At 70.8% G+C, this 15,168-nt stretch carries 13 protein-coding genes and 1 pseudogene; 4 read left to right on the top strand and 10 right to left on the bottom strand.

Annotated features, from left to right (window positions below; all coding sequences use genetic code 11):
* Window positions 1-46: 46 nt before the first annotated feature.
* Window positions 47-991: a menaquinone biosynthesis prenyltransferase MqnP gene (gene mqnP, locus HCC61_RS07790; RefSeq protein WP_169134604.1), complete on the bottom strand. Its 945-nt coding sequence runs from the start codon at window positions 989-991 to the stop codon at window positions 47-49.
* 113 nt (window positions 992-1,104) lie between these two features.
* Window positions 1,105-2,556, bottom strand: coding sequence for a menaquinone biosynthesis decarboxylase (locus HCC61_RS07795; RefSeq protein WP_169134449.1), 1,452 nt, complete (start codon window positions 2,554-2,556; stop codon window positions 1,105-1,107).
* Between the two features lie 231 nt (window positions 2,557-2,787).
* On the opposite strand from HCC61_RS07795, the pseudogene HCC61_RS07800 reads away from it, so the two are divergent.
* Window positions 2,788-3,060, top strand: a pseudogene (locus HCC61_RS07800) (PLD nuclease N-terminal domain-containing protein); the annotation flags it as partial.
* A gap of 328 nt (window positions 3,061-3,388) precedes the next feature.
* Here HCC61_RS07800 and ccsB read toward each other — a convergent pair.
* From ccsB to hemL, 6 genes are all read right to left on the bottom strand, one after another.
* Window positions 3,389-4,540 (bottom strand): c-type cytochrome biogenesis protein CcsB, encoded by a 1,152-nt coding sequence (ccsB, locus tag HCC61_RS07805; RefSeq protein ID WP_169134450.1) that lies wholly within the window; start codon window positions 4,538-4,540, stop codon window positions 3,389-3,391.
* The gene (locus HCC61_RS07810) at window positions 4,537-6,432 is read right to left on the bottom strand and encodes a cytochrome c biogenesis protein ResB (RefSeq protein ID WP_169134451.1); all 1,896 of its coding nucleotides are present in this window, start codon (window positions 6,430-6,432) and stop codon (window positions 4,537-4,539) included. Before HCC61_RS07810 ends, ccsB begins: the two co-directional genes overlap by 4 nt.
* Entirely contained in the window at window positions 6,432-7,244 is an 813-nt protein-coding gene (locus HCC61_RS07815) for a cytochrome c biogenesis protein CcdA (RefSeq protein ID WP_169134452.1), read from the bottom strand. Before HCC61_RS07815 ends, HCC61_RS07810 begins: the two co-directional genes overlap by 1 nt.
* Before the next feature lie 7 nt (window positions 7,245-7,251).
* Window positions 7,252-7,860, bottom strand: a complete 609-nt coding sequence (locus tag HCC61_RS07820; RefSeq protein ID WP_169134453.1) for a TlpA disulfide reductase family protein — start codon at window positions 7,858-7,860, stop codon at window positions 7,252-7,254.
* 106 nt (window positions 7,861-7,966) lie between these two features.
* Entirely contained in the window at window positions 7,967-8,611 is a 645-nt protein-coding gene (locus HCC61_RS07825) for a histidine phosphatase family protein (RefSeq protein ID WP_240968703.1), read from the bottom strand.
* 119 nt (window positions 8,612-8,730) lie between these two features.
* Window positions 8,731-10,038, bottom strand: a complete 1,308-nt coding sequence (gene hemL / locus HCC61_RS07830; RefSeq protein ID WP_169134455.1) for a glutamate-1-semialdehyde 2,1-aminomutase — start codon at window positions 10,036-10,038, stop codon at window positions 8,731-8,733.
* A 206-nt stretch (window positions 10,039-10,244) separates the two neighbouring features.
* On the opposite strand from hemL, the gene HCC61_RS07835 reads away from it, so the two are divergent.
* Window positions 10,245-10,799, top strand: coding sequence for a hypothetical protein (locus tag HCC61_RS07835; RefSeq protein WP_169134605.1), 555 nt, complete (start codon window positions 10,245-10,247; stop codon window positions 10,797-10,799).
* Window positions 10,800-10,802: 3 nt separating this feature from the next.
* Here the strand turns inward: HCC61_RS07835 and HCC61_RS07840 are convergent, their stop codons facing one another.
* The gene (locus HCC61_RS07840) at window positions 10,803-11,324 is read right to left on the bottom strand and encodes a TetR family transcriptional regulator (RefSeq protein ID WP_346777086.1); all 522 of its coding nucleotides are present in this window, start codon (window positions 11,322-11,324) and stop codon (window positions 10,803-10,805) included.
* A gap of 264 nt (window positions 11,325-11,588) precedes the next feature.
* The gene (locus tag HCC61_RS07845) at window positions 11,589-12,332 is read right to left on the bottom strand and encodes a FadR/GntR family transcriptional regulator (protein ID WP_169134457.1); all 744 of its coding nucleotides are present in this window, start codon (window positions 12,330-12,332) and stop codon (window positions 11,589-11,591) included.
* 201 nt (window positions 12,333-12,533) lie between these two features.
* Between HCC61_RS07845 and HCC61_RS07850 the strand changes: the two genes are divergently transcribed.
* Both HCC61_RS07850 and HCC61_RS07855 read left to right on the top strand, forming a co-directional pair.
* Window positions 12,534-14,348 carry an L-lactate permease gene (locus HCC61_RS07850; RefSeq protein WP_169134458.1) on the top strand — a complete coding sequence of 605 codons (1,815 nt, stop codon included), beginning with the start codon at window positions 12,534-12,536 and terminating at the stop codon, window positions 14,346-14,348.
* Window positions 14,349-14,418: 70 nt separating this feature from the next.
* A complete protein-coding gene (locus HCC61_RS07855; protein WP_169134459.1) occupies window positions 14,419-15,114 on the top strand; it encodes a helix-turn-helix transcriptional regulator in 696 nt (231 codons plus the stop codon).
* Window positions 15,115-15,168 lie beyond the last annotated feature (54 nt).

The following is a 15,168-nucleotide window of genomic DNA, read 5'->3' on the forward strand; positions in this document are numbered from 1 at the left end:
CTGTCGTGAGCCGTACGCCGTGATCCGTACGTCGTGATCCGTACGTTCAGACGCTCAGCCCGCGCACCGCCAGGTCCAGCAGCGCGCACACGAACAGCGCGATGCCGATGAACCCGTTGACCTTGAAGAAGGCCCGGTTCAGCCGGGACAGGTCGCCCGGCCTGACGATCGAGTGCTCGTAGACGAAGGCGACGGCGACGGTCAGCAGGCCCAGCCAGTAGAAGAGCCCCGCCCCGGTCAGCAGCCCGAACCAGGCCAGCAGCGCCACCGTGACGAGATGGCTCCCGCGCGCCCCGTGGAGCGCCCACGCGATGCCGAAGCGGGCCGGCACGGAACGCACACCGTGGGCACGGTCGGCCGCGACGTCCTGGCAGGCGTAGATGAGGTCGAAGCCGCCGATCCACACGCCGACCGCCAGCCCGAGCACCGCCGCCTCCCACGACCAGGCGCCGGTCACCGCGATCCAGGCGCCGACCGGGCCGATCGCCTGCGCGAGACCGAGGATGGCGTGCGGGAAGTCCGTGAAGCGCTTGCCGTACGGATAGACCACCATCGGCACGGCCGCGACCGGCGCGAGCGCCAGGCACAGGGGGTTGAGCAGCGCGCAGGCGCCGAGGAAGACGGCGACGGAGACCAGCGCGCCCGTCCACGCGGAGCGTACGGAGAGCGCGCCGGTGACGAGCTCACGGCCGGCGGTGCGCGGATTGCGGGCGTCGATCTCGCGGTCGATGATCCGGTTCGCGGCCATCGCGAAGGTACGCATCCCGACCATCGCGACGGTGACGAGCAGCAGTTCGCGCCACCGGACGGCGCCGCCCGCGAGGAACATCGCCGTGAGCGCCGCGATGTAGGCGAACGGCAACGCGAAGACGGAGTGCTCGATCATCACCACGCGCAGGAACGCCCGTACCGCGCCGGGCCGTTGGGGCTTCCCGGACTCGGACCCGTCGGCGCTTCCGGACTTCCTTCCGGACTTCCCGGCTTCTTCCAGGTTCCCGGGCTTTCCGATCCTCCCGGACTCTCCGGTCTTCCCGGGCTGCACGATCCTCCCGGGCCTTCCGGACAGGTCCGCCTGGGCGCCCTCCCCCGTCGCGGCGTCCCCGCTCACAGGCCGTACTCCTTCCACCGCTCGGTGACCAGTCGTGCGACCTCCGGGTCGGAGTCGATCGCGTGCGGCCAGCCGCCGTCGCGCGTGTAGCCCTCCTCGGGCAGCTTCGCCGTGGCGTCGACGCCGGCCTTGCCTCCCCAGAACTGCTGGTAGGAGGCGTGGTCGAGATGGTCCACCGGGCCTTCGACGACCGTCAGGTCCCGCGAGTAGTCGACGTTGCCGAGCGCCCGCCACGCCACCTCGTGCATGTTCCGCACGTCGCACTCGGCGTCGACGACCACGATCAGCTTCTCCAGCGAGAGCATGTGCGCGCCCCAGATCGCGTGCATGACCTTCTGGGCGTGCTTCGGGTACTTCTTCTCGATCGAGACGAGCATGCAGTTGTGGAAGCCGCCGGCCTCCGGGAGGTGGTAGTCCACGATGTCGGGGACGATGATCTTCAGCAGGGGCAGGAAGAACCGCTCGGTGGCGCGCCCCAGCGGCCCGTCCTCCGTCGGCGGCCTGCCCACCACGATCGACTGGAAGACGGGACGCTTCCGCATCGTCACGCAGTCGATCGTCAGCGCCGGGAAGTCCTCCTGCGGCGTATAGAAACCGGTGTGGTCGCCGAACGGGCCCTCCGGCAGCGTCTTCCCGGGCTCCAGCCACCCCTCCAGCACCACTTCGGCATTGGCGGGCACCTGAAGCGGCACCGTCTTGCAGTCGGTCATCTCGACGCGCTTGCCCTGCGTGAAGCCCGCGAAGAGATATTCGTCGATGTCGCCGGGCAGCGGCGCCGTCGAGGCGTACGTCACAGCGGGCGGGCAGCCGAAGGCGATGGCGACGGGCAGCTTCTCACCGCGCCGCGCGGCGACCTGGTAGTGGTTCCGGCTGTCCTTGTGGATCTGCCAGTGCATGCCGATGGTGCGCCGGTCGTGCCGCTGGAGGCGGTAGAGACCGAGGTTGCGCACGCCCGTCTCGGGGTGCTTGGTGTGCGTGAGACCGAGGTTGAAGAAGGAGCCGCCGTCCTCGGGCCAGGTGAACAGCGCGGGCAGCGTCTCCAGATCGACGTCGTCGCCGCGCACCACCACTTCGTGTACGGGCGCGTCCTTCACCTTCTTCGGCGGTACGTGCGCCATCGCGCCGAGCTTCCCGAAGGCCTCGCGCATCCCGACGAAGCCCTGCGGGAGCTCGGGCTTGAGCAGGCCGCCGATCCTCTCGCTGATCTCGTCGTACGACTCCAGGCCCAGCGCCTTCAGCAGGCGGCGGTCCGTGCCGAAGACGTTCATCGCGAGCGGCAGGGACGAGCCCTTCACGTTCTCGAAGAGCAGCGCCGGGCCGCCGGACTTCTGCACCCGGTCGACGATCTCCCCGACCTCCAGATACGGATCCACCTCCGCCTTGATCCGCTTCAGGTCCCGGTCGCGCTCCAGTGCCCGCAGCAGCGAGCGGAGGTCGTCGTATGCCATGCGCCCCAGTATCCGGCATGGGCTCACGCACTTGACGGCCCGCCCCCGGGGCCCTCCGCGCACCGTTACGCTGGCTTACGTACGTACGGCGCCGGATCGCGGTGCGTACCGCGTGACAAGCGCACGCGCGAAGCACAGACGCATACACACGCACATGCACAGCAAGACGAACCGCACCAACCGCACTTCCGGCCCGCCGTGCCGAGTCAGCTCGCCTAGGGGGCGTCCCGCATGCTCAGGTATCTGCCGTTCCTTCTCGTCCTGGCGGTGTGGATCTACGCCTTCATCGACTGCCTCAACACACCTGAGCAGGAGGTCCGGAAGCTGCCCAAGGTGGTGTGGGTGATCGTCATCCTGCTCTTCGGGCAGGTGCTGCTGGGCCCCGTCGCGTGGTTCATCGTCGGGCGTCCGCGCAGGAACGCCCCGTACGGTGCCACGCGCCCCGACGAGCGCCGCTGGATCGCGCCCGACGACAACCCGGAGTTCCTCAAGTCGCTCAAGGACGGTGCGCAGCAGCGCGACCCGGGCGACGACGAGGTGAGGGGCGAAGGGCAGCAGCAGGACGGTACGGGCTCCGACGCGGGCGGCGACGGTGCAGCGGCCGGAGGCGACACCGGAGCCGGCACCGCGGTGGCCGAGCCGCCGGCGCCGCGCCCCGGGGCCGAGCCGCAGGAGGCCGAAGTGCGCCGTCACGACGAGGAGTCGGGGCGCCGGGACGACGGCCGGGGCGGCCCGGACGAGACGCCGCCCAAGGGCTGAGCGGCGCCCAAGGGCTGAGCGCCCCGGAGCCGGGGCCGTCAGCGGACCGGGGCGGTCAGCGGGGCCGGGGCCGTCAGCCGACCCCCGCGTACGAGTGCTTGCCGTTGAAGAAGATGTTCACGCCGTAGTAGTTGAACAGGAAGCACGCGAAGGCGAGCAGTGCCAGGTAGGCGGCCTTGCGTCCCTTCCAGCCGGCGGTGGCGCGGGCGTGCAGATAGCAGGCGTACGCGACCCACGTGATGAACGACCAGACCTCCTTGGGGTCCCAGCCCCAGTAGCGGCCCCACGCGTCGCCCGCCCAGATGGCGCCCGCGACGATGGTGAAGGTCCAGAAGGGGAAGACGGCCGCGTTGATCCGGTACGCGAACCTGTCCAGCGACGTCGACGACGGCAGCCGCTCCAGCACCGAGGTGGCGAAGCCGCCAGGGGTGCCGCCCGCCAGCAGCTTGGTCTCGTAGCGGTCCCGGAAGAGGTAGAGCGCCGTCGAGACGAAGCCGAGGTAGAACAGGGCGCCGCAGGTGATCGCCAGCGAGACGTGGATCCACAGCCAGTACGAGTGCAGCGCGGGCACCAGCTGCTCGCTGTCGGTGTAGAGCACCGTGACGGCCAGGCCCAGGTCGAGCAGCACCGTCGTCACCAGCGGCAGGCCGATCCAGCGGACGTTCTTCTTCGCGACGAGGAAGCCGAGGTACGCCCCGACGGCGACCATCGAGAAGGCCGTCGAGAACTCGTACATGTTGCCCCAGGGGGCGCGCTGCACCGACAGGGAGCGTGCGAGCACCCCGGCGACGTGCAGCAGGAAGGCGAGCGTCGTGAGCGAGACCGCGATCCGGCCGTACAGATCGCCCTGTTCGTCGCCCGCGGCGGCGCCGGGACCGTCCGGCAGCTCGCCGCGGCGGCCCGCGGAGGAGCGCACGACGACCTCGGGGCGCGGGCGCTCCAGGACGGACGTGCCGCCTGACGAGGCGGCCCCCGAACCCTCCCCGGCGGAGGACGACTTGGCGGGGGACGCCTTGCCGGACGACGTGCCCGCGGTCGCGGTCTGCTCGTCCCGAGCCTTCCCCGGGCTCAGCGCGGCGGCCGTACGGGCCACCTTGCTGCGGCTGCCGAAGGCCCATTCGGCGACGTGCGCGAGGAAGGCGAGGGTGTAGACGGCCATCGCCGAATAGACCAGGTAGTTGCTGATCTCGGCGAGATTCTCGTTCGTTCCGGCGGCGATGTTCACGTGCGTTCTCCTCGCGGCGAGGCTTCGGCGCTGTCCTCGTCCTTGCCCTGGTCCCTGCCCTGGTCCCTGCCCTGGTCCTTGCCCTGGTCCCGGCCGTCGTCCTCTGTGCCGTTGCTGCCGTTCGCGCTGTTCGTGCCGTTGGCGCTGTGCGCGCTGTCGGTGGCGTCACCGGCGTCCCGGTCCCGTACCGGCGGCGCCTCCGCCTGTAGGGCGTACGCCAAGTCACCCAGCTCCTCCGGGAGTCTGGCCGACTCGCTGCGTCCGAGCCCGGCCATCTCCACGACCGTACGTCCGTCCGGACCCGCGACCGCACGCACCCACACCCGCCGCCGCTGGATGAACAGCGACCCGGCCAGCCCGCCGATCGCGGCGAGCGCGCCGCCGAGCGCCCAGCCCGCGCCCACCTGGTGCACGACCTGGAACTGGGCCCACTGCCGTACGCCCTCGAACTTCAGCTCGGCGCCGCCGTCCGGCAGCTTCATGGTCTCGCCCGGCAGCATCTTCTTCGCAAGCGGGCTCCCGTCGGACTTCTTGAACTGCTTCATCCGCTTGGTGTCGAGCTGGTAGACGCTCTGCCCGGCCCCGAACTCCATACCGAGGTCGCCGTGGTACGCGGTGAGGAAGAGCACCGGGTACTTCAGGGACGGCGACCGCGAGAACATCGAGCCCGAACCCGAGCCGCCGAAGGTCGGCACGAAGAAGCCCTGAAAGCCGAGCTGGTCCTTGCGGCCCTGCGCGTTCTTGTAGTCGGTGACCTTGACGACGCCGGACGAGGTGAGGTTGGGGTCCTGCGGGAGGAAGGCCACGGGGCCGCGGTAGGCCGTGCGGCCCTTGCCGTCCTTGACGGAGACGACGGGCGCGTAGCCGTTGCCGTTGAGGAAGACCTTGGAATCGCCCACCTCAAGCGGGTGGTTGACCCTGATCGACCCCTGCTTCTCCTTGCCGCCGGGTCCCTGCCAGTACGAGACGCCGGCGCGGTAGTCGCGTGCCGTGCCCTTCTGCGGGCCGGACTCCTCGTAGGTGGCGCGGAAGTCCTTGAGCGTGAAGCCGAAGGAGTCCAGGTCGTCCGGGTCGAAGAGGGAGCCGGACTTGAAGTCGTCGTACTGGGTGAGGGTGTTGGAGAAGCCGTCGCCCTCGATAATCAGCTTGCCGCCGTCGGACTTCCACAACTGCCCCGCGGCGAAGGCGAGCAGCAGCACGATCAGCGCGACGTGGAAGACCAGGTTGCCGGCCTCGCGCAGATAGCCCTTCTCGGACGCGACGGCGTCGCTCTCGCGCTCGACCCGGAACCGGCGTCCGCCCAGCAGCTTCCGCGCGCCGCCGAGCACCTCCTCCGGGCCCGCCTCCGTACGCCAGGTCGTGTACGCGGGCATCCGCTCCAGGCGGCGCGGTGCGCGCGGCGGCCTGCTGCGCAGCTGCCCGACGAACTGCCAGGTGCGCGGGACGATGCAGCCGGCCAGGGAGACGAAGAGCAGGATGTAGATCGCCGAGAACCACACGGACGTGTAGACGTCGAAGAGCTGCAACTTCTCGTAGACGGGCGCGAGTACGTCGTGCTTCTTCTGGAACTCCTCGACCTTGACGCTGTCGACGTTGCTCTGCGGGATGACCGATCCGGGGATGGCCGCGAGGGAGAGCAGGAAGAGCAGGATCAGCGCGACGCGCATCGACGTCAGCTGCCGCCAGAACCAGCGGGCCCAGCCGACGACGCCGATGGAGGGGACGTTGAGCTTCTCCTCGCCCGGCGCGGTGGAGAGCGACGAGAGCTGGGACTCGGCCTCGCGCGCGAGCCGCGCCTCCTCGGAGCCGCCCTTTGCGGCGCCGTCACCGCCGCCGGGGACCGCGGCGTCACCGTCGACGCCGCCGCCGGTCCCCGTGTCCGTCGTACGCATCAGATTCCCACTGTGTAGTCCGACGACCAGACTTGAAGGTCGTACACGATCCGGTCCCATATCCCGGTGACGAGCAGAAGACCGACCACGACGAGCATCACGCCGCCGGTCCTCATCACCCACGCATAGTGCCGCTTCACCCAGCCGAAGGCACCGAGCGTGCGGCGGAAGGCGATCGCGGCCACGACGAACGGGACGCCCAGACCCAGGCAGTACGCCACGGTCAGCAGCGCCCCGCGTCCCGCGCTGGCCTCGCTGAAGGCCAGCGTCTGCACGGCCGCGAGCGTCGGCCCGATGCACGGCGTCCAGCCGATGCCGAACAGCACCCCGAGCATCGGCGCCCCCGCCAGGCCCACCGACGGCCGCCGCTGTATGCGCAGTTCGCGGGAGGTGAGACGCGACAGCGGGCCGAGGGCGCCCATGAACGCCAGCCCCAGCACGATCGTCAGGGCGCCCAGCACCCGGGAGATGACCGTGCGGTGCTCCTGGAGCGTCGCCCCGAAGCCGCCGAAGAGGGCGCCGCCTGAGACGAAGACCGCGGTGAAGCCGAGCACGAACAGGCCCGCGCCGAGCAGCATCCGCCCACGCCTGGCCTGCGCCAGATCCGTGCCGCTGACGCCGGTGACATAGCTGAGATAGCCGGGCACCAGCGGCAGCACGCACGGGGAGAAGAAGGAGACGAGACCGCCGAGCACGGCCACGGGCACCGCCAGCAGCAGTGCTCCGCTGAGGACCGTGTGGTTCACCCCGCCCGTACCGGCCGCGAGTACGGGGCCGTGGGCGGTGGCCGCGGCGGTGGCGAGCACGCTCATGGCGTCGTCACTTCTCCGTCGTCAACGGGTCGAGCACGGAACGCAGTTCCTTCTCGCCGAGCTCCTTCAGGGCCCGTACGGCGATCTTCCCGTCGCGGTCGAGGATGAGCGTGGACGGAATTGCCTGCGGGGACAGACTGCCCTTGGGGAAGCGGAGGATGAGCTTGCCGCTGGGGTCGTAGAAGCTCGGGTAGTCGATGCCGTAGTTGCGCTCGAAGGACTTGGCGTTGGCGCGGTCGAGGTCGCGGGTGTTGATGCCGACGAACCGTACGTCCTTGTCCTCGGTGTCCTTGGCGACCTTGGCGAGGTTCGGGGCCTCCGCGCGGCAGGGCGCGCACCAGGAGCCCCAGACGTTCAGGACGACGATCTTGCCCTTGTAGTCGGAGAGTTCCAGCCGCTTGCCGTCGACACCTTTGCCCGAAATGTCCGGAGCCTGCTGCCGCTCGCCGCGCTTCACCTCGGTGATCTTCCCGGTGCCCCGTACGAACTTCGTGTCCCCCGACGACGATCCGGTGTCGTCCTCGCCGCCGCCGCAGCCGGCCAGCACCGACGCAGCCGCCGCGAGCAACACGGCCAGCAGTGCGGAGCGGTATCGGAAGGGGCGGGTCTGACTCATGTGAAAAGTTTCGCATGGGCCCGTGGCCGATCTTTCACGCCCCCCTTGTGCCCGTTGCGCACGGGCCGTCCGCACTTGGGGCGGGCGCCGTCACGCACCGCACCCGTCAGGCGCCGCGCCCGCCGCCGCCCGTGCCGCGCCTGGCGCCCGTCCGCAGATGTGGGGGCACGAGGTCGCGGGCCGGTTCCGTATAGCCGACGGAGACGATCTCGTCCCCGTGGAAGGTGAAGGTCGTGAGCGAGGCCAGCGTGCACTGGCGGCGGCGCGGGTCGTGCCACAGCCGGCGCCGCTCGACGAAGCTGCGCAGCGTCCAGATCGGCAGCTGGTGCGAGACGCAGACCGCCTCGCGCCCGCGGGCGGCGTCCCTGGCCGCGTCGAGCGCGGTCCGCATCCGCCGCACCTGATGCACGTACGACTCGCCCCACGAGGGCCGGAAGGGGTTGAAGAGGTGGCGCCAGTTCGCGGGCCTGCGCAGGGCGCCGTCGCCGACGCCGACGGTCTTGCCCTGGAAGACGTTGTCGGCCTCGATCAGGCCGTCGTCGCTGGCGACGTCCAGGCCGTGCGCCTTCGCGATGGGCGCCGCCGTCTCCTGCGCCCGCTCCAGCGGCGAGGCCACGACGTGGGCGATGTCGCGGCCGGCGAGATGCTCGGCGACCCGGTCGGCCATCCGGCGCCCCAGCTCGGAGAGGTGGTAGCCGGGCAGCCGCCCGTAGAGGACGCCGCCGGGATTCTCGACCTCGCCGTGCCGCATCACGTGCACGACGGTGACGACCCCCTCGCGGCCCTCCGAACTCCCCCGGGCTTCCGAACTTCCCTGGCCCTCCGAACTTCCCCGGGCCTCCGAACTCCCGCGGCCCTCACGGCTGTCGCTCATGCCGTCGCCTCCGCGGCGGCCCGCGCCGCGTCGGGCAGCGCATCGGCGACGCGCTCCAGCGCACCGTCGTCGTGCGCTGTCGAGACGAACCACGACTCGAAGGCGGAGGGCGGCAGATACACGCCCTGCTCCAGCATCGAGTGGAAGAGCGCGGTGAAGCGGAACACCTCCTGGGCCCTTGCCCCCTCGTAGTCGGTGACGGGCTCGTCGGTGAAGAACACGGAGAACATGTTGCCCGCGGCCTGCACTTGATGCGCCACGCCCGCCTTGCTCAACGCCTCGGTGACGGCACCGCGCAGCTGCTCGGACGCCGAGTCGACCGCCGCGTACGCCGCGTCGTCCAGCAGTCGCAGCTGAGCCAGGCCCGCGGCGGTGGCGACCGGATTCCCGGAGAGGGTGCCGGCCTGGTAGACGGGCCCCTCCGGGGCGAGCTGGGCCATCACGTCAGCCCGTCCGCCGAAGGCCGCGGCCGGGAAGCCACCGCCCATCACCTTGCCGAACGTCATCAGATCGGGGACGACTTGGTCGATCCCGAACCAGCCCTGCCTGCTGACGCGGAAGCCCGTCATCACCTCGTCCGAGACGAACAGCGCGCCGTGCTCCCGGCACAGCTCCTTCAACTGCCCGTTGAAGCCCGGCTCCGGCGGGACGATGCCCATGTTGCCGGGGGACGCCTCGGTGATGACGCACGCGATCGCGCCCGGCTGCGCGGCGAACGCGGCCCGTACGGCGTCGATGTCGTTGTACGGCAGCACGATCGTCTCCGCCGCCTGCGCCTCGGTGACTCCCGGCGTGCCCGGCAGCCCGAACGTGGCGACGCCCGAACCCGCCGACGCCAGCAGCGAGTCCACATGCCCGTGGTAACAGCCCGCGAACTTCACGACCTTGGAGCGCCCGGTGAATCCCCGCGCGAGCCTGATCGCCGACATCGTCGCCTCCGTGCCGGAGGAGACGAGCCGCACCCGCTCGACCGGTCCGATGCGGTCCACGATCTCCTCCGCCAGGGCGACTTCGCCCTCGCCGGGCGTGCCGAAGGACGTGCCCCGGCTCACCGCCTCCTGCACGGCGGCGATCACCTCGGGGTGGGAGTGGCCGAGGATCATCGGTCCCCACGAGCAGACGAGGTCCACGTACTCCCGTCCGTCGGCGTCCACGAGGTACGGACCGGCACCGGACACCATGAACCGGGGCGTACCGCCCACTGCTTGGAAGGCGCGGACCGGAGAATTCACGCCTCCCGGCGTCACGGCGGCGGCGCGGTCGAAGAGCGACTGCGATACTGGGGCCTCGTACGAGTAAGTCACAGGGCCATGGTGTCAGAGCATCGTGAGAGCACTGCGTCGTCTTGCCGCGGGTGGGTAAGCGAGACGCAGGAGGCCGGTGAGGTACCGGCCCGGTAACGCGGGGATTACCCGGGCGCTGCGGGGCGTTTCACGGACCGCAGGGCGGGGAGGTCTCTGTCACGATGATCGGGTTGCGCGGCGGCGGCCGCGAGTGGTCGGGTGGTGACATGCAGCGCGGTGGTGGACTGGGAGAGGGTACCGGGGACCTCGGTCCGGAGCGCGCGCGGGGACGCCACCGTAGAGACGCGGCGGAGAGAGACACAGGGAGCAGCAGGGGTGGCGGCCGAGTGGGGGTGACCTACAAGTACTTCGGCGCACCGGACGGCGCGACGGCTGCCCGGGTCCCGGTCTCCATGCGCCCCGAGGAGCTCGGCGGAGACGAGCTCGGCCACGGCATGTTCACCAAGATCAAGCCGGAGACCATGGCCGCGATGGTGCTCACGGGCATCGAGGGCATACCTCTTCACCGGGTCCCGCCGCTCGAACTCGTGGTGCTGCACCCGGATTACGCCGTCGTCAAGCTGCCCATGACCGTCGTGGACCCGCTGCGCGGCATCGGCGAGGAGTCGGTGGGCGCGGCGGCCTTCATCTGGTCCACGGTGCCCGACCGCGCGGGCCCGCAGGACGCGTTCAACGTGTATCAACTCCTGCACGAGTGGCAGGACTTCTCCGACCGTCTGCACATGGCGGGCCACCAGCCGTACTGCCTGGTGTGGCCCTGACCGCTACGGGCTCTCCGCCGTGAGATAGCGCTGCACCGTGGGTCCCAGCCAGTTCACGATCTCCTCGTGCGTCAGTCCGACCGAGAACGGCAGCTTCAGCACGTAACGGCTGACGGCCATCCCGAGGACCTGCGAGGCCAGCAGCGCCGCACGCAGGGGCACTTGCTCCGGGTCCGGGCACACCGTGGCGACGACGGGCGCCACTTGGTCGCGGAAGACCGAGTGCACGCGCTCCGCGCCCGCCGGGTTGGTGACGCCGACGCGCAGCAGTGCGTTGAGGGTCTCGTCGCCCTCCCAGCGGTGCAGGAAGTGGCGTACGAGCCGGGTGCCGATCTCGTCGGCGGGTACGCCGCTCAACTCCGGGAGCCGCAGGTCGATTTCGGAGGCGGCGGCGAAGAGGCCCTCCTTGTTGCCGTAGTAGCGCATGACCATCGAGGGGTCGATGCCGGCGTCGCGCGCTATGGCGCGGATCGTCGCCCGCTCGTATCCGTCCGTGGCGAAGCGCTCGCGTGCGGCGCGCAGGATCGCCGCACGCGTCGAGTCCGAGCGGCGCGTGGACCGGACGGGAGCCGCCTGCGCGGAGGCCGCATGGGCCTTGCCGGCTGCGGCGACGGACGGGGCCGCGGCTTCGGCGGAGGCTCCCGCACGGGGGCGTGACTTCGCTTCGTCTTCCACGCCAACGACTGTAGGCCAACGTGCGTTGACGGACCAGACCCCTGGTCACGGGGTACGGAAGCCGGCGCTGCCCGGGGAGTGCGGGAGCACCGGCGGTCCCGTGCGGCCGCCGTCTCAGGGCACGGGCGACAGCGACGGCAGGACGATCTCCCGGTGCACGGAGCGGATGTGCGCCTCCACCGCCTGCCCGGCACGCTCGGCCTCACCGGCCGCCACGGCGTCGTAGATCTCGTGATGCTCGGAGCGCAGCCGGGCGGCGACCGTCTCCCAGTCGTCGACGCGGTTGAAGACGGTGAGCAGCGTCTGCCGCACCGCGTTGCGCACGGACACGGTCAGGTCGGCGACGAGGCGGTTGCCCGCCGCCTCCGCGATGGCGACGTGGAAGTCCGTGTCGCAGTCGTTGAACGCCTCGCGCGGAAGGCCGGCCGCGTCCATGCGGTCCAGTTGCTCACGAATCCGCGCGAGGTCGTCCGGACCGGCGCGCTCGGCGGCGAGCCGGGCACTGGAACGCTCCAGTACGGCACGTGCCTCGACGACGTCGTCGAGCGGGAAGTGCGCGAGCGCGATGTGCAGTCTGAGGAACTGGGTGAGCCCCGCGTCGGGCATGGCTGCGATCACGTTCCCCGAATCCGGTCCCGTGCCGACACGGGGCCGCAGCGCCCCCTGCGCCTCCAGCACGCGCAGCGCCTCGCGCACGGCCGCCCTGCTCACCCCGAGCAGTTCGCTCAACTCCCGCTCGGGCGGCAGCCGGTCGCCCACCCGGAGCCTTCCGTTGTGGATGAGCTGCTCGATCCTGGTGAGCACGAGTTCGTACGTACGGGAACGGGCCACGGGTTCCCAGTCGTCCGGCCCGGCCATGAAACCCCTCCCGAATCCGCGGCGTCGTGCCACTCGCCCGGTGGCGCCGAAACGGCACGGCACCTGTCGCCGGGAGCGCAATCCAATCACCCATGCTTTGGTCGGACCACATCATGTGCGGTCCCTGGACAGCGAGTTGGGCTCTTCATAGTGTGTGGCAGCTTCTTTGCATGGTCTGACCAAATCCGTACGGGGATGCCCTTGTACCAGCCCGCGCTCTCTCCGCTCTCCGGCGGCCTCGCGCTGTCGGCGCTCGTGGCCACGGTGCCGCTGCTGACCCTGTTCCTCCTGCTCGGAGCGGCCCGGGTACGCGCGCACTGGGCCGGACTCGCCGCTCTGGCCGTCGCGGTGGGCATCGCCGTCGCCGTGTACGGGATGCCGCTGAAGCTGGCGGCCCTCGCCGCGAGCGAAGGCGCCGTGTTCGGCCTCTTCCCCATCGGCTGGATCCTGGTGACGGCCATCTGGCTGTACCAACTGACCGTCGTCAGCGGCACGTTCGAGGATCTGCGCCGCTCACTCGGTCTCATCAGCGACGACCCGCGGGTGCTGGCGGTCGTGCTGGCGTTCTGCTTCGGCGCCCTGCTGGAGGCGCTCGCGGGCTTCGGCGCACCCGTGGCGATCACCGGGATCATGCTGATCGCGCTGGGCTTCCCGCCGTTCCGCGCGGCGGTGACCGTGCTGGTCGCCAACACCGCGCCCGTCGCCTTCGGCGCCATGGGCATACCCGTCATCACGGCGGGCGGGCTGACCAAGATCCCGTACACGGACATCGGCGCGTACGTCGGCCATCAGGTGCCGCTGCTCGCGCTCTTGGTGCCGCTGCTGCTGACGGTGCTGGTGGACGGCTTCCGCGGGCTGCGGCAGATATGGCCGGTCGCGCTGGTGTGCGGCGCGACCTTCGCGCTCGTGCAGTACGTCAGCTCCAACTACATATCCGTGGAGCTGACCGACATCATCACCTCGCTCGCCAGCATGGTGGCGGCCGTGGTGTTCATGAGGTTCTGGCGGCCGCGGGGCAGCGAGGAGGCGAGGGCCGAACTCCTCGGCGAGGCCGGCGGACGGGGCCGCTACGACGCGGGCGGGCAGCGGACGGCGACGGCGCGCGGATCAAACGGCGGGCACGGAGGACACGGAGGACCGACGGGCGGACCGTACGGCCACCGCGAACAGCACGGCGACCACGGGCGAGGACGCGGGCACGCGCGGCACGGCACCGCGGCACACGCACCGCGCACCGGCCACGGAGCCGCACCCGTGCGCCCGCCGGCGGACGGCAGACGCCTGGCCTCGGCCTTCGCCCCGTACATCATCGTCATCTCGGTCTTCTCCGTCGCCCAACTGTGGACGCCCGTCAAGGAGTTCCTCGGCGCCACCGACATCGCCGTCCCCTGGCCGGGCCTGGACGGAAAGCTGCGCACCGTCTCCGGCGGCGAAGTGGACTCCACGGTCTACAACCTGGCGTGGCTGTCCTCCCCCGGGACCCTCCTGCTGCTCTCCGGCGTCATCACCGCGCTCGTGCTCCGCATCGAACCGCAGTCCGCGCTGCGGGAGTTGGGCGCCACGCTCGTCAAGCTGCGCACGGCGCTGCTGACCGTCGCGTCCGTGCTCGCGCTCGCGTACGCGATGAACCTCTCCGGCCAGACCATCACCATCGGCACGTTCGTGGCCGGGAGCGGAAGCGCGCTCGCGCTGCTCTCCCCGGTGCTCGGCTGGTTCGGCACCGCGGTCACGGGCTCCGACACCTCGGCCAACGCGCTCTTCGCGACCCTCCAGCACACCGCCGCCAAGGGAGCCGGCCTCGATCCGACGCTGCTGGTATCCGGGAACACCTCGGGCGGCGTCGTGGGCAAGATGATCAGCCCGCAGAACCTCACCATCGCCGCGACCGCGGTCGGCTGCGCCGGCCAGGAGTCCGAACTGCTGCGCGCGACGCTCAAGTGGAGCCTCGGACTGCTGCTGATCCTCTCCGTGTTGATCTATGCACAGTCCGGCATCCTGGCCTGGACGCTGCCGTAGCGCTTTGACATCCTTTGTACTTCGGGCCCGTGGCCGTGCCATCAGGGAGACGACTGAAGAAGTGGACCGCTTGTCCCAGCACACGTCATCCGACCCCGGCAGGCCCGCGTTCAACCGCGAGGCGGCGCGCAGCACGCGCCAGGCCCTCGGGATGCGGGCCGAGGACGTCGCGTCCACGATGCTCAGCGCGTACGGCGTGCAGGTCACCCCGCTGACGGTGCTCAGCTGGGAGTCGGGCGACCAGAGCCCCGGCGAGCGGGAGTTGGCGGCTCTGGCGGGTGTGCTGTGGTGCTCGGTGGGCGACCTCATGGGCTCGCTGAGCAGTGTGCACCAGCACCGGCTCGCCCGTGGCGTCTCGACGTTCGACATGGCGCTGCGCCTGGGCGTCTCCCCCGCCGAGTACGAGGAGATGGAGCGCAGCGGACGGTGGCGGCTGACCGGGCGTCAGGCCGAACTCCTCGCGGAGGCACTCGCGTTGCCGCTCCGCGCGTATCTCGACGTCACCGGGCTCGGCGCCGAGGTGGGCGAGCTGCTGCTGCGTGCGGTCACGAACCGCTGGCAGCCGTACGTACAGCCCGTGTGCAAGCTGCTGGACCTGCCGCGGGCGCGGGTCAGCGGGATCCTTCACCATCTGCACTCCGAATACCAGGCCATGGTCGGCACGTTGGACTGGGGCGGCGGCACGATCTCCATGGAGCCCGGCGAGGAGGGGCGCGCGTTCCTGGCGCGCCTGGTGGACCTGTTCTGCGCGCGCCTGGACGACTGAGCGCGGGGCGGCGCCGGCGCCGCTCTCATCCGCGGGCAGGCGAGCGTGAGTTCG

Origin of the sequence: Streptomyces sp. HNM0575 (assembly GCF_012726265.1) — a bacterium.
Lineage (GTDB): Bacteria > Actinomycetota > Actinomycetes > Streptomycetales > Streptomycetaceae > Streptomyces.

Coding starts and splice junctions, on each gene's coding strand:
- HCC61_RS07795 (WP_169134449.1), bottom strand. CDS start 2,556: ATGGCATACGACGACCTCCGCTCGCTGCTGCGGGCACTGGAGCGCGAC.
- HCC61_RS07810 (WP_169134451.1), bottom strand. CDS start 6,432: ATGCGTACGACGGACACGGGGACCGGCGGCGGCGTCGACGGTGACGCC.
- HCC61_RS07815 (WP_169134452.1), bottom strand. CDS start 7,244: ATGAGCGTGCTCGCCACCGCCGCGGCCACCGCCCACGGCCCCGTACTC.
- HCC61_RS07820 (WP_169134453.1), bottom strand. CDS start 7,860: ATGAGTCAGACCCGCCCCTTCCGATACCGCTCCGCACTGCTGGCCGTG.
- HCC61_RS07825 (WP_240968703.1), bottom strand. CDS start 8,611: ATGCGGCACGGCGAGGTCGAGAATCCCGGCGGCGTCCTCTACGGGCGG.
- HCC61_RS07835 (WP_169134605.1), top strand. CDS start 10,245: ATGCAGCGCGGTGGTGGACTGGGAGAGGGTACCGGGGACCTCGGTCCG.
- HCC61_RS07845 (WP_169134457.1), bottom strand. CDS start 12,332: ATGGCCGGGCCGGACGACTGGGAACCCGTGGCCCGTTCCCGTACGTAC.